The sequence below is a fragment of the Mesorhizobium sp. M1027 genome, assembly GCF_040318745.1.
Taxonomy (GTDB): Bacteria; Pseudomonadota; Alphaproteobacteria; order Rhizobiales; family Rhizobiaceae; genus Mesorhizobium.
In genome coordinates this window covers 292,771-306,081 of sequence record NZ_JAMYMW010000007.1, presented here as the reverse complement: position 1 = coordinate 306,081, position 13,311 = coordinate 292,771, and the positions used below count along the sequence as shown (strand labels likewise).

Genomic DNA, 13,311 nt, shown 5'->3' with positions numbered 1-13,311 from the left:
CGGCGCGTCGCCGTAGAGGTCAGTTGCGGCCGACCCCGACCAGCCGGTCAATCACCGGCTGCAGCCGTTCGGTGGTGATCGGCTTGACGACCACCGCATCGACGACGCTCGACAGGCCCAGGCTCTCCGGAGTGCCGGTCTTGACTGAAAGCAGGATCACCGACGGAAGCGATCTGCCTGACGCCCTTCGCAGTGCATCGATACCCGACAGCAAGGCGTCGCAGTCCCCGTTCTCCGCGCCGCCGTCGAGAACGACAGTCCCGGGTATCAGCGCGTGCAAGGCCTTTGCCGCGGTTTCGGGAGTTTCCGAGATCGGTTTGAGGCCGGACCGCTCCACGATTTTTGAAACCACGACGCGGTTGATCGGTGATTTTCCGACCACCAGCACCCGCGAGAAATCCGGGAGCATCCCTGTCTCCAAGTCTCGGCTAGCGAAAGGCGGCTGTTTTGCAGGCTCGATATCGCGATTCGCTGGGCACATGGCGGGGCAGGCCGTTGTTCAACATTTCAATGCAGGGTTGAAACTCGAGAGTTAATTGGCGTGAGATCACTGCTCATGTCAAGCTCAAATGGCATATCAGGAGAATATCGCAAGAAACATTAAAATTAAAATTAAGTGCTTTCTTTGCCGCCGCCCGGAGGAGAAGTTGCCACCACAACGGGGCAGACTCCAGTGAACTTTAGCTTTGCAGCGCGAACGCACCAACTCGCAGCCGTAGCCGGGTTGACGAAAGGTTGGGATGAAGGCGAGGCAGGTCTGTCGCGAGCTTGTCGTATCGTCTCGGCGGACTACCCTTCCTCGTTGGCTAAGCACGTCTCTTTGATCGACGGGAGATGACAATGGAACTCGTGACTCACAAGAAATTCAAAAATGGCCGGTTGATGCCGTGGGGAAAGGGTACGGTCGTTACCGGCGCAAAGGGGTTTGTCTACCTTTCCGGAAACACCGCGACCGTCGAGGACTACGATCCGATCGGCAAAAGCGGCGGCGGCGCCGTCGGCGGTGCGGCCGCGCAGTGGCGCGAAATTCTCACCAACATCAAATCAGACCTGGAAGAGCTTGGTACTGCGCTCGACCATCTCATCAGACTGACCTTCTTTGTTAAGGGGCCATTTCCCGATGGCGGCGTTCTGAGCTCTCCCAATTTTCGCCTGGACGTCCTGGACGAATTCTTTGCCGAGCACTGCCCGAAGCACTGCAGCTACAACAACCCGCCGCCCTCGGAAGGTATCGGCGTTGCAGCACTTGCGCAGCCTGATCTTGTCATTGAAATCGTTGCACTAGGGGCTCTGCCGGACTAGGCAGAGCCGCGGCGTGCGGGGTGCGATAACATGCGCTCACAAAAGGCGCGGTGCGGTAGAATTCATCAGTCGTGGCTCCGTTGCGTGACGATGACCGGGATCAGCAGGTCGCCCCAGTTGCCGTCGCCGCCATGGTGCCGTGCCGAGCGCACCAGTTCGACCGAGACGCCGGCCTCGACCGCCTTCATTACCGACTGATTGAGCCTGTGCAGATCGTTCGCCAGCATTCGGATGGTCGCCTGCTGGTCGACATTCATGCTGGTGGCCTGCTCTTCGGCCCGTTCCTTGACGCGGCTTATCGATGCCATTGGTCTTCTCCCTGTGTTGCCATGCCTGTTGTGTTGCCATGCCGTTTGGGCGTTCCTCTGTTTGTCTGCTATTCCGCCGCCGGCCTGAATTGGGCGTGCTCGGTCGATCCATGCATGGCCGTGGTCGAAGACTGGCCACCGGTGATCGCCATCGAGACGGCGTCGAAATAGCCGGTGCCGACCTCGCGCTGGTGCTTGGTGGCGGTGTAGCCATAGGCTTCCGCGGCGAATTCCGCCTCCTGCAGTTCCGAATAGGCTGCCATCTGCCGCTCCTTGTAGCCGCGGGCGAGCTCGAACATGCCGAAATTGAGCTGGTGGAAACCGGCCAGCGTAATGAACTGGAACTTGTAACCCATGGCGCCGAGTTCCTTCTGGAACTTCGCAATCGTCGCGTCATCGAGATTCTTCTTCCAGTTGAAAGACGGCGAGCAATTATAGGCAAGCAGCTTGCCTGGATGATGCTTGCGCACGCCCTCGGCAAACGTCCTGGCCTGCCCCAGATCGGGCCTGGAGGTCTCGCACCAGATCAGGTCCGCATAGGGCGCATAGGCGACGGCACGGGCGATGCAGGGCTCGATGCCGTTGCTGACATGGTAGAAGCCCTCCGCCGTACGGCCGGCGCCATAATCGACGAAGGGCCGGTCGCGTTCGTCGATGTCGGAGGTCAGGAGCTTTGCCGCTTCCGCGTCGGTGCGCGCCACGACCAGTGTCGGCGTGCCCATGACGTCGGCGGCAAGGCGCGCCGCGTTGAGATTGCGGATGTGTGCGGCGGTTGGGATCAGCACCTTGCCGCCGAGATGGCCGCATTTCTTCTCCGAAGCCAGCTGGTCCTCGTAATGGACGCCGGCCGCACCCGCCTCGATGAATGCCTTCATGATCTCGAAGGCATTGAGCGGCCCGCCGAAGCCGGCTTCCGCATCGGCGACGATCGGCGCGAACCAGGTGTCGACCGATAGCCCCTTGTCTTCGCAAGTCTCGATCTGGTCGGCGCGCTGCAGGGTGCGGTTGATGCGCTTGACCAGTTCGGGCGCCGCATTGGCGGGATAGAGCGACTGGTCCGGGTACATGGCGGAAGCGGTGTTGGCATCTGCGGCGACCTGCCATCCCGACAGATAGATCGCCTTCAGCCCGGCCCGCACCTGCTGCATCGCCTGGTTGCCCGACATGGCACCCAGCGCGTTGACGAAATCCTCTTCATGGATGAGCTGCCACAGCCGGTTTGCCCCCATTTCGGCGAGGCTCTGCCGGATCTGCACCGAGCCGCGCAGCCGCTTCACCTCCTCCGGCGAATAGGGCCGTTCGATGCCATCAAAGCGGCCTTGCGGTGCCGACGGGACAAGGTTGTAAAAGTCGGTCATTTGTCACTCCAGGCGGGTTTGATGCCGGTTTTCGGATGGCGTCGCAGAGGGAAAAATGTGTGCGCCATGTGTGACATCATTTACACGCCGGCACGACGCAAGCGAGGTAAACCTCCAGACCGGCCAGAAAATAAGGGAAAACCTGTGTTGTGTTTGACTAATGAGAGCTGTAAATCTGTCATGATTGTAAAGGCCGCCATGCCATCGGCGGATGTAAATTTCTGTCAAGGGCAGTCGATTGGCCGACCATAAAATCTTCGCCGGGCCGCGCATTCGTCGCATCCGCAACGCCAAGGGGCTAACCCAGACGGCGATGGCCGAAGGGCTCGGCATCTCGCCGTCCTATCTCAATCTCATCGAGCGCAACCAGCGGCCGCTGACGGTGCAACTGATCCTGAGGCTGGCATCCGTCTACAAGATCGACCCGCACGAACTGCAAGGCGAGGCGCGGGGATCGGTCGCCGATTTGAAGGAAGTGTTTTCAGACCCGTTGCTGGCCGGCGAACTGCCGGGCGACCAGGAACTCATCGAGCTTGCCGAGGCGGCGCCCAACGCTTCCGCCGCTGTGATAAAGCTGTTTCGCGCCTATCGCGAGCAGGCCAAGCGATTATCGGATCTCAACGAGCTGCTCGCGCGTGAGGGCAAGGCCACCGCACTCTCCGGTGCCCGGCTGCCGATCGACGAGGTGCATGAGATTTTCGAACGCCGGCCGAATCATTTTGCCGCGCTCGAAGAGGAAGCCGAGGCATTCACGTCGGTGCTCGATCCCGGCGACGATCTGTTCAGTGCGTTGAAGGCTTGGCTGCGGCGTGAATTCGGCATCGTCGTCAAGGTACTGCCGGTCGCCACCATGCCCAACTGGCGCCGTCGCTATGACCGTCACTCGCAACGCCTGTTCCTGTCCGAGCGCCTGTCGCCATTCGATCAGCTGCGCGAGGTGGCTATGGAGGCCTGTCTGATCCGCATGAGCGTCGCTGTCGCCGCTGAGATCCAGGCGCTGAAGCTGACCACGGACGAGGCCCGCCGGCTGGCGCGTTTCGAGCTCGGCCGCTATGCCGCGCACGCTCTGATGATGCCCTATCAGCCTTTCCACGCCGCTGCGGTCCGCACCCGCTACGACATCGACATGTTGCGGTCGCGCTTCGGCGTTTCCTTCGAGCAGGCGGCGAACCGGCTGGCCACGCTGCAGCGGCCGGGGGCGTCAGGTGTGCCGTTCTTCATGCTCGAGGTCGACAGTGCCGGCAATCGCTTCCGCAAGGCGGGCAGCCACGGCTTTCCGCAAAGCCGCTTCGGCGGCGGCTGTCCGAGGCTGCCGGTCCATGCCGCCTTCGCCCAGCCCGGCCAGATCCTGGTCGAGGCGGTGGAAATGCCCGACGGCGCAGCGTTTCTCTGCATTGCCCGCACGCTCGAGGGGCCGCAGGGCTCGTTTGCCGAGCGGCCGCGCCGCACCGCGCTGCTGCTCGGCTGCGACATTGGTTTTAGCGACGAGGTCGTCTATGGAGCGGCGTTGCCGAGGCCAGCCGCCATCGGCAAGACCGGACAGAGCGCCACGGCGACGGCGACGCCGGTCGGCCCTGCCTGCCGGCTGTGCGAGCGCATCGGCTGCCTCGCCCGCGCCGAGCCACCCGTTACACGCCCGCTCGGCCTCGATGAGATGGTGACGGGGCTGTCGGCATTCGATTTTCAGTGATTCGGCTCCAGCAATATTGCGGCTGAATCTTCGACCGAAGAACCTCATCTGTTCCTGCGGCGGCAACCAGTAAGCTGGTTGGCAGCTGCCGGCCAAAATATTGGTTCGGCCAAAATATTGATTCAGCCGAATATTGATTCAGCATTGACAGTACGGTATCAAAAAAAAGAACTGCGCAACGGTCGGGGGATCAATGATGGGCAGGACTGTTTTTTGGCTTGGCTTGGCGCTCGCGTTTTCGGTGGCCGATCCCGCATCGGCTGAAAAGTCCTCGGATTTCTTCAAGTCCTATCAACAGTATAATGATGCCGGCAAGGCGTTCCTGGACAAGATCGATCCGAAGACCGGCGCGATAAATCTTGCCGAAGGCATCCATCTCGATCTCAAGGACAAGTTCTATTTTCTGGACAAGAAGGACACGCTCTCCGTCCTCACCGAAGCCTGGGGCAATCCGCCCGACTCTGGTTCCGATGCCCTCGGCATGATCTTTCCAGTCTCCCATGATCCCATTGCCGATAACAATTGGGGGATAGAGCTGCGCTGGGAAAAAATTGGTTACGTCGACGACAGTGACGCCGCGTCCATCGATTACAATGAACTGCTGCGCAACATGCAGTCAGACACTCTGTCCGGCAACGATCAGAGGGTAAAGGACGGCTACGCGCCCATTACGCTGATCGGCTGGGCGTCGCCGCCGGTTTATGACGCGGCCCACAAACGCCTGCACTGGGCCAAGGAGCTGCAATTTGGGAACGATGCCGCCCATACGCTCAACTACGACGTCCGTTTCCTTGGCAGGGAGGGCGTCTTCGTGATGAGCTATATCGCGACGGTGGAACAATTGCCGGAGATAAGGCAAAGCCTGGATGAAGTGCTTGGCCTCGCGGACTTCAATACCGGCAAGACATACGCCGATTTCGTGCCGGGCGTCGATACGGTTGCGGCGATTGGCGTCGGTGGCCTGATTGCCGGAAAGCTGGCGGCGAAAGCAGGTTTTCTGGTCGTGGCGCTGATCGCGCTGAAAAAGTTTGGCCTGCTCCTGCTGGTTCCCCTGGCCGGTCTCTGGCGCTTTATCCGCGGCAACAGGGGCACGTCGTAAAGCGATCGTCGACAGGTCGCCTCGGATCATCGCCGGGCGAGGGCGAGGCGCCCTCATCAGTGCGCCAAACGGAACATTGAACTGGATCACGCCCGGCCTTCTGCTTTGCGTTACGCGAATGAGGCACGTCTCTGTCGTCCATTGCACGTCGTGCTGCTCCGAATTCGCCGACAGTCGCACCCATGACCGATACCGCATCATCTCCGGTTGCCGCTTCGCCGATCGTGTCGCCGCAAGGGGAACGCGTCGGTTTCCTGCTGGTATTCCTGTCGGCGCTGATGTGGAGTTTTGGCGGCACAATTGCGCGCTTCATCGACAACACTGACAGCTGGACGGTGGTGTTCTGGCGCTCGGTCTGGGCCGCTGCCTTCCTGCTCTGCTTCATGGTCTGGCGCGACGGCTGGCGTGGCACGCTGAAGCTGTTTCGTGGCATGGGCCTGGCCGGCCTTGCGGTGGCGTTCTGCTTCGCCACGGCGTCGACCTCTTTCGTCGTCGCGCTTGCCTATACCACCGTCGCCAACATCCTGTTGATGCAGGCCGGCGTGCCGCTTCTGGCTGCGCTGTTTGCCTGGGCGCTGTTTCGCGAACGCGTGGCGGTGGCGACCTGGTTGGCGATTGCCGCCGTCATTGCCGGCGTCGCCATCATGGTGTCGGAATCGCTCGATGGCGCGGTATCGCCGATCGGCGACGGGCTGGCGCTGCTCATCGCCGTCATGTTCTCGGTCGCCACCGTCATCACGCGCCGCTTTGCCCATGTGCGCATGACCCCGGCGACTTGCCTCGGCACGATGCTGGCGGCCGCCTTTGCGGCATCGCAAGGGTCGGCCCTCGACGTCTCGAGCCACGATATGGGCTTTCTCTTTGTCTTTGGCGTGATCAATCTGGGACTCGGCCTCGCCTTCTTCGCCACCGGCGCCCGGCTTGTTCCGGCCGCCGTCGCGGCGCTGCTCGGCACGTTCGAACCGATCCTTGGCCCGATCTGGGTCTGGCTCATCCATTCCGAGGTGCCGTCGGCGCGCACCATCGTCGGCGGTGCGGTCGTCGTCACCGCACTGCTCGTCCATATCGGGCTCGAATTCAAGCGTCAGACGCGGCCCGCGCGAGCGGGCGTCACCGGTGTGCCGTCGCCTAATTGATGCAGCGCACGCGACAAAGCGAGATGAACCATTGACAATGTCGCGGCCGCGCGGGCAGGCTGCGATCACGGCAACAACAAGACAGGCGTATCTTGCCAAGTCTCCATGCCGGCCGCATCGAGGCCGGACAACATCGTCGTCTCCCTGCCCGCGCCGTAGCGAAAGCTTCCGACGGCGCCGGAACACCAGCAACGCCACGCCAAGTCTTCGCTGTCGCCTCGTCGCCGAACCATAATGGCGCCGGCAATTCCCGCTTGTCGCCTGCCTGCAAGCCCAATACCCTGAAGCAAATGCCCAGCCGCGCGAGCGCCGCGACGAGCTGGCGACGGAACACTCATCAAAGGAGAATAGCATGACCCGCAAAGCGCTCTGGCTTTCGGCGACTTCGGCGTTTCTGGCAGTTTTCACCTTAGGCGCGCATGCCGAGGATCGCGTCGTCAACGTGTTCAACTGGTCGGACTATATCGACAGTTCGATCATCGACGACTTCACCAAGGAAACCGGCATCAAGGTCGTCTACGACACTTTCGATTCCAACGAGATCCTGGAAACGAAGCTGCTCGCCGGCGGCAGCGGCTACGATGTCGTCGTGCCGAGCGGCAATTTCCTTGCACGCCAGATCCAGGCGGGTGTGTTCCAGAAGCTCGACAAGTCGAAACTGCCGAACATTTCCAATATGTGGGACACGGTCATGGAACGGACCGCCAAATATGATCCCGGCAACGAATATTCGATCAACTACATGTGGGGTACTGTCGGCATCGGCTACAATATCAAGAAGGTGCAGGCAGCGCTCGGCACCGACAAGATCGACAGCTGGGACGTGTTCTTCAATCCCGAAAGCCTGGCCAAATTGAAGGACTGCGGCGTCTATGTGCTGGATTCGCCGGCCGACATCATACCGGCGGCATTGAAATATCTGGGCCTCGACCCGAACAGCACATCGCCCGATGAGATCGCCAAGGCCGAAGAAATATTGCTGAAGGTCCGGCCCTATATCCGCAAGTTCCACTCGTCCGAATACATCAACGCTCTTGCCAATGGCGACATCTGCCTGGCGGTTGGCTGGTCGGGTGACGTCTTCCAGGCCCGCAACCGCGCCGACGAAGCCAAGCAGGGCGTCGAGATCGGCTACTCCGTGCCGAAGGAAGGTGCGCAGATGTGGTTCGACCAGATGGCGATCCCGGCCGACGCGCAGCATGTCGCCGAAGCGCATGAGTTCCTGAACTACATGATGAAGCCCGAAGTGATCGCCAAATCGTCGAACTATGTGCTCTACGCCAACGGCAACAAGGCTTCGCAGCAGTTCATCGACAAGGCGATCCTGGAAGATCCGGCGATCTATCCAGACGCCGCCACCTTGCAGAAGCTCTACACCGTCTCGCCTTACGATCCCAAGACCCAGCGCATCATCACCCGCACCTGGACCAAGATCGTCACTGGCCAATAACAATCTGACCAGGCCCCGGCCGCCGGCTGCCGGGCCCGCTTTCTCATGGGGCAAGCAGCAGGACGGAGTGGGACATGAAATCGCTTGGCAGCATCCGCAGGGATTTCGCGCCATGGAACGATCCGAACGCCAAGCCATACATCCAGTTCGACAACGTCACCAAGAAATTCGGTGAGTTCACGGCGGTCAACAACCTGTCGCTGACCATCTTCGAACGCGAATTCTTTGCCTTGCTTGGAGCCTCAGGCTGCGGGAAATCGACGCTGCTCAGGATGCTTGCCGGCTTCGAGGAGCCGACCGCCGGCCGCATCCTGCTCGATGGCCAGGATCTGCGCGGCATTCCGCCCTATCGGCGGCCGGTCAACATGATGTTCCAGTCCTACGCCTTGTTTCCGCATATGACGGTCGAGAACAACATCGCGTTCGGCCTCAAGCAGGAAGGCATGGTCAAGGCCGATATCGAAAAGCGCGTCGCCGAGATGCTGAAGCTGGTCAAGCTCGAGCAGTTCGCGAAGCGCAAGCCGCACCAATTGTCGGGCGGCCAGCGCCAGCGCGTCGCGCTCGCGCGCTCGGTGGCAAAGCGCCCGAAAGTCTTGCTGCTCGACGAGCCGCTTGGCGCGCTGGACAAGAAGCTGCGCGAGGAAACCCAGTTTGAGCTGATGGACCTGCAGCAGAATCTCGGCCTCACCTTCGTCGTCGTCACCCATGACCAGGAAGAGGCGATGACGATGGCCGACCGCATCGCCATCATCGACAAGGGCGAGGTGATGCAGGTGGCGACACCGGCCGAGGTCTACGAAGCGCCGGGCTCGCGCTTCGTCGCCGGCTTCGTCGGCAACGTGAATATGTTCGGCGGGAGGATCGCGGCTGGCGAGGCCGGCAGCGCAAGCATCGATGCCGGCAACGGCATCACCATCCGAACCGAAAACGCCGGCAGTGCCGCCGCCGGGACATCCGTTACCTTCGCCATCAGACCGGAGAAGATCAAGGTGTCCTCCACGAAACCCGCCGGTGCCGTCAATGTCATCGAGGGCGAGGTCTACGATATCGCCTATCTCGGTGACATGACCGTCTATCACGTCAGGCTGGACGATGGTCAGGTGGTGCGGGCAAGCACCATGAACGCGGCACGCCTCACCGAGGATCCGCTGAGCTGGAACGACCGCGCCTGGATTTCCTTCCGCCCTGACGCCGGCGTCGTGCTGACACGGTAGGGATTGATCATGTCCGCTGTCACTGCCGCAACAAGCTCTCCGGCAAATGCTGCCGGCAAATCCGCCCCGGCCAGGCTGAGCGCGGCTTTCGTCAACCGTCTCGTCATTATCGTCCCCTATCTCTGGCTGCTGTTCTTCTTTCTTGTCCCCTTCATCATCGTCTTCAAGATTTCGCTGTCGCAGACGGCGATCGCCATGCCGCCCTATACTCCGGTGCTCGATTTCCGCGGCGGCATTTCCGGGTTCATCTCGGGGGTTGGCGCGCTCAATTTCGACAACTACACGTGGCTGACGAAGGATGCGCTCTACTTCAACGCCTATGTGACGAGCGTCGTCGTCGCCGCCATCTCGACGGTTCTGACATTGCTTGTCGGCTATCCCATTGCCTATGGCATGGCGCGCGCTCCGGCGACGATCCGCCCGACCTTGCTGATGCTGGTGATCCTGCCGTTCTGGACCTCGTTCCTGATCCGTGTCTATGCCTGGATCGGCATCCTCAAGCCCGAGGGCCTGCTCAACCAGCTGCTGCTCGCCAGCGGCATCATCAGCCAGCCGCTGATCATCCTCAACACCTATACGGCTATCTTCATCGGTATCGTCTACTCCTATCTGCCGTTCATGGTGCTGCCGCTCTATTCGTCGTTGGAGAAGATGGACCATACGCTGATCGAGGCGGCGAAGGATCTCGGGTGCCCGCCGACCAGCGCCTTCTGGAAGATCACCTTTCCGCTGTCGCTGCCCGGCGTCATCGCCGGCTGCCTCCTGGTGTTCATTCCCGCCGTCGGTGAGTTCGTCATTCCCGACCTGCTCGGCGGCTCGCAGACGCTGATGATCGGCAGGACGCTGTGGAACGAGTTCTTCGCCAACCGTGACTGGCCCGTGTCGTCCGCCGTTGCCGTCATCCTGCTGCTGCTGCTGATCGTGCCGATCATGATTTTCCAGCGGGCCCAGGCGCGTGCTCAGGAGCAGGACCAATGAACGCCACCTGGAGCCGCTTCAACGTCATTTCGATCGTGCTCGGCTTTGCCTTTCTTTACCTGCCGATCGTCTTGCTCGTCGTGTTCTCTTTCAACGAGTCGAAGCTGGTCACCGTCTGGGGCGGCTTCTCGACGAAATGGTACGTCTCGCTGTTCCACAACCGGGGCCTGATGGACGCCACCTGGGTGACGGCCCGGGTCGGCGTCATCTCGGCAACCGTGGCGACCGTGCTCGGCACGCTGGCGGCGCTCACCTTGACACGCTACACGCGCTTTCGCGGCCGGCTTCTGTTTTCGGGCATGGTGTTTGCGCCGCTGGTCATGCCCGAAGTCATCACCGGCCTGTCGCTGCTGCTGCTCTTCGTCGCCGTCGGCCTCGACCGCGGCTTTCTGACGGTGACGCTTGCCCACACCACGCTGACCATGTGCTTCGTCGCGGTGGTGGTGCAGTCGCGCCTGATCACCTTCGATCGTTCACTGGAAGAAGCCGCGATGGACCTCGGTGCACCGCCGGTAAGGACCTTCTTCCAGATCACGCTGCCGGTCATCATGCCGGCGATCGTCTCCGGCTGGATGCTGGCCTTCACGCTCTCGCTCGACGACCTGGTTATTGCCAGCTTCACCTCGGGTCCCGGCGCCACGACACTGCCGATGAAGATCTACAGCCAAGTTCGCCTCGGCGTGACGCCGGAAATCAACGCCGCCTGCACCATCCTGATCGCCGTTGTCGCCGTCGGTGTGATCATCGCTTCGCTTGTCAACAAGAGCCGCGAAGTGCAGCGCCAGCGCGACGAGCAGGCCGCGCAGCGCGGTTGAAGCTGCTGCTGCTTACTCTCCCGAAACGCCGCGGCTTATCGGCGAGATGAACGGCGTGCTCCACGTGCCGCCGACGAAGAACGACGACTGATTGGGTCCCTGGCCGTTCGTCTGCGTGGCAGCCTGGCTCGGCCGGACGATGCCGCCGGACAGTGCCAGCCCGCGTCCGGCATAGGATGCAATGCCGGAAAGCCAGATCTTGTATTGCGCGGAATTCACCTCGGCCTTGTCGATGCGCGCGACGCCGTTCGAAATGCTCGCCTTGAGCTCGGCCCCGTCAATCGGCAGCGTTCCGTCCGAGACGTCGTCCAGCGCGAAGAATCCGCCCTGTTCGGTGTGCTTGAGGAACGCCGGCAGGTTAAGCCGGCTCAGCGCACCCGCGCCGAACGTCGCGGACAGCGAGCCATTGGCGTTTTCGAAAATCGAGTCCCAGGTTCTGCCAGGCCCCTTGAGGATGACCGAAACGGTTCCAGTGCCGATCGGCACCAGCCGCTTCATCCCGGCCGCGGTGCCGAAAGCGCCGCCGTCGATATCGGAAGCAAGCAGCCGGATCTCGACTTCCGTGCCTGCGGGCTTGCGGTCGAAACGGACGCTGCTCTGGACGTTGCCGCCGAAGGCGGATGCATCCGATATGTCGAAGACGGCAAGGCCGTTCTTGACCTGGGCGGTGGCGGCGACGTCGGCAAGCTGGATGGCGCCGGCCGTGGCATGCGCCGCCGACAGCCTGAGATCGAGATTGATCCGGTCGGCGAAGCTCGTATCGATTTCGCCCGGATCGGTGCCGCCGGCGGATGGCACCGGGGCAAAGGCGGAGAGAAATGATCTGAGGTCGAGCGTATCGAAGGCAAGTGTGCCGGAGATCACCGGCAATGCCTCGCCGTAGGTGAAGTCCAGCGCGCCCATTCCGGGGTTGTTGTCGAGGGTCAGGGCGGTGTTTTCGAATTTGACGCGCCCGGCCGTCGCCGTGATCTTGCTTGAAACCGAGATCGAGCCGATTGCCGCACCGGGCGCGATGCCGGCCTGCGACCATTCGAGCACGCGTCGGAGCGAAGGTGCGGCGAATTTTGCCTGGCCGTCGAAATAGCCGTTTTCCGACATGCTGGCGCGGCCGTCGAACGAAAAACTGGCCGGCGCCGCCTTGAAGGAAAACGTGGCCGGTGCTGTGCCGCCACCAAACAACACAAGCGGGTTCGGCGATGCGGCGTCGATGGCAACACTTTCGCCGCGCCATATCCCGGTCGCCGACAGCGTCGCATTGCTGTTCATCGCGGCCCAGTTCGCCTGGCCGCTCAGGCTGCTCAATATCTCCTGGTCCTTGCCGCCAATGGCAGCCACCACGCGGCCGTCCCTGAACTCGACTGTGCCGAACGGATCTGTCGGCAGCTTGCCGAGATCCGGCTTGGCGGGATTTGTGTTGATCACCGCGCGGGCAGCATCGATCGAACGCGTAATGCGCCCGCCGCTGGGAATCGCAGGCAGGAAAAACCCGCTCGCGGTACGCTGAACCCGGATCGTCGGTCGTACCATCCGCGCCGTCGAAAACACCACGTCGCCACGCAGCGCCGCCATCGCCGAGAGGTCGACCTCGACCCGTTCGGCTTCGACCACGGGCGGCGCATCCGTCTCTGTCCATTGCGACAGCGTCACGTCGCTCAGGATCGCCCGGAAATTCGGCCAGACCTCGATGCGCGGCGCACCGTCGATGGTGACCCGGAAACCGCTCCAGGCGCTCATTTCCCATGCGATGCGGTCGCGCACGATACGGGTCGAGGCGATCAGCGGCAAGGCTGCGACGACCAGCGCGATGACGATGACGGCTGCGCCGATCGCCCATATTCCGCGTCGGATCAAAGGTGATGGCATATCGCCCTGTATGCTTCCATTCCGACAAAATCGCCCGACGGGTGTAACCGACGGCTGACGCATTTCAAGTCTTTATGGCCCGGCGATGGCATTTGCGC

Annotated in this window: 13 protein-coding genes; 9 read left to right on the top strand and 4 right to left on the bottom strand. The window is 61.9% G+C overall.

All coding sequences use genetic code 11. The features are described 5' to 3' along the window. Positions 1-19: 19 nt before the first annotated feature. A complete protein-coding gene (locus NKH50_RS16120; RefSeq protein ID WP_352822408.1) occupies positions 20-409 on the bottom strand; it encodes an ANTAR domain-containing protein in 390 nt (129 codons plus the stop codon). A 425-nt stretch (positions 410-834) separates the two neighbouring features. On the opposite strand from NKH50_RS16120, the gene NKH50_RS16115 reads away from it, so the two are divergent. Beyond that, positions 835-1,302: a RidA family protein gene (locus tag NKH50_RS16115; RefSeq protein ID WP_352879777.1), complete on the top strand. Its 468-nt coding sequence runs from the start codon at positions 835-837 to the stop codon at positions 1,300-1,302. A gap of 65 nt (positions 1,303-1,367) precedes the next feature. On the opposite strand, the gene NKH50_RS16110 is transcribed toward NKH50_RS16115, so the two are convergent. Together NKH50_RS16110 and aceA are read right to left on the bottom strand one after the other, a co-directional pair. Further along, positions 1,368-1,610 (bottom strand): SMc00767 family acetate metabolism repressor, encoded by a 243-nt coding sequence (locus NKH50_RS16110; RefSeq protein WP_023719402.1) that lies wholly within the window; start codon positions 1,608-1,610, stop codon positions 1,368-1,370. A 68-nt stretch (positions 1,611-1,678) separates the two neighbouring features. After that, positions 1,679-2,968: an isocitrate lyase gene (aceA, locus tag NKH50_RS16105; protein ID WP_352879775.1), complete on the bottom strand. Its 1,290-nt coding sequence runs from the start codon at positions 2,966-2,968 to the stop codon at positions 1,679-1,681. Between the two features lie 238 nt (positions 2,969-3,206). Between aceA and NKH50_RS16100 the strand changes: the two genes are divergently transcribed. The 8 genes from NKH50_RS16100 (at position 3,207) to NKH50_RS16065 (ending at position 11,350) form a co-directional block, all read left to right on the top strand. After that, on the top strand, positions 3,207-4,658 hold the full coding sequence (locus tag NKH50_RS16100; RefSeq protein WP_352879773.1) for a helix-turn-helix domain-containing protein: 1,452 nt from the start codon (positions 3,207-3,209) through the stop codon (positions 4,656-4,658). Positions 4,659-4,736: 78 nt separating this feature from the next. Further along, entirely contained in the window at positions 4,737-4,922 is a 186-nt protein-coding gene (locus tag NKH50_RS16095; RefSeq protein ID WP_352879771.1) for a hypothetical protein, read from the top strand. Next, on the top strand, positions 4,882-5,757 hold the full coding sequence (locus NKH50_RS16090; protein WP_352879769.1) for a DUF2167 domain-containing protein: 876 nt from the start codon (positions 4,882-4,884) through the stop codon (positions 5,755-5,757). Before NKH50_RS16095 ends, NKH50_RS16090 begins: the two co-directional genes overlap by 41 nt. A 182-nt stretch (positions 5,758-5,939) precedes the next feature. Further along, a complete protein-coding gene (locus NKH50_RS16085) occupies positions 5,940-6,893 on the top strand; it encodes a DMT family transporter (protein WP_352879767.1) in 954 nt (317 codons plus the stop codon). Positions 6,894-7,245: 352 nt separating this feature from the next. After that, a complete protein-coding gene (locus tag NKH50_RS16080; RefSeq protein ID WP_352879765.1) occupies positions 7,246-8,343 on the top strand; it encodes a polyamine ABC transporter substrate-binding protein in 1,098 nt (365 codons plus the stop codon). A gap of 74 nt (positions 8,344-8,417) precedes the next feature. Further along, on the top strand, positions 8,418-9,557 hold the full coding sequence (locus tag NKH50_RS16075) for an ABC transporter ATP-binding protein (protein WP_352879763.1): 1,140 nt from the start codon (positions 8,418-8,420) through the stop codon (positions 9,555-9,557). A gap of 9 nt (positions 9,558-9,566) precedes the next feature. Further along, positions 9,567-10,535 carry an ABC transporter permease subunit gene (locus tag NKH50_RS16070; protein ID WP_352879762.1) on the top strand — a complete coding sequence of 323 codons (969 nt, stop codon included), beginning with the start codon at positions 9,567-9,569 and terminating at the stop codon, positions 10,533-10,535. Continuing rightward, complete coding sequence (locus tag NKH50_RS16065; RefSeq protein ID WP_254819294.1) at positions 10,532-11,350, top strand: ABC transporter permease; 819 nt, start codon at positions 10,532-10,534, stop codon at positions 11,348-11,350. Before NKH50_RS16070 ends, NKH50_RS16065 begins: the two co-directional genes overlap by 4 nt. A 12-nt stretch (positions 11,351-11,362) precedes the next feature. On the opposite strand, the gene NKH50_RS16060 is transcribed toward NKH50_RS16065, so the two are convergent. Then, on the bottom strand, positions 11,363-13,213 hold the full coding sequence (locus tag NKH50_RS16060) for an AsmA family protein (protein ID WP_352702134.1): 1,851 nt from the start codon (positions 13,211-13,213) through the stop codon (positions 11,363-11,365). Between the last annotated feature and the right edge of the window lie 98 nt (positions 13,214-13,311).

Excerpts from the sequence above, each read along its gene's own strand:
- NKH50_RS16085 (WP_352879767.1), top strand. The coding sequence starts at position 5,940 with ATGACCGATACCGCATCATCTCCGGTTGCCGCTTCGCCGATCGTGTCG.
- aceA (WP_352879775.1), bottom strand. The coding sequence starts at position 2,968 with ATGACCGACTTTTACAACCTTGTCCCGTCGGCACCGCAAGGCCGCTTT.
- NKH50_RS16075 (WP_352879763.1), top strand. The coding sequence starts at position 8,418 with ATGAAATCGCTTGGCAGCATCCGCAGGGATTTCGCGCCATGGAACGAT.
- NKH50_RS16065 (WP_254819294.1), top strand. The coding sequence starts at position 10,532 with ATGAACGCCACCTGGAGCCGCTTCAACGTCATTTCGATCGTGCTCGGC.
- NKH50_RS16070 (WP_352879762.1), top strand. The coding sequence starts at position 9,567 with ATGTCCGCTGTCACTGCCGCAACAAGCTCTCCGGCAAATGCTGCCGGC.
- NKH50_RS16115 (WP_352879777.1), top strand. The coding sequence starts at position 835 with ATGACAATGGAACTCGTGACTCACAAGAAATTCAAAAATGGCCGGTTG.
- NKH50_RS16110 (WP_023719402.1), bottom strand. The coding sequence starts at position 1,610 with ATGGCATCGATAAGCCGCGTCAAGGAACGGGCCGAAGAGCAGGCCACC.
- NKH50_RS16080 (WP_352879765.1), top strand. The coding sequence starts at position 7,246 with ATGACCCGCAAAGCGCTCTGGCTTTCGGCGACTTCGGCGTTTCTGGCA.
- NKH50_RS16060 (WP_352702134.1), bottom strand. The coding sequence starts at position 13,213 with ATGCCATCACCTTTGATCCGACGCGGAATATGGGCGATCGGCGCAGCC.
- NKH50_RS16120 (WP_352822408.1), bottom strand. The coding sequence starts at position 409 with ATGCTCCCGGATTTCTCGCGGGTGCTGGTGGTCGGAAAATCACCGATC.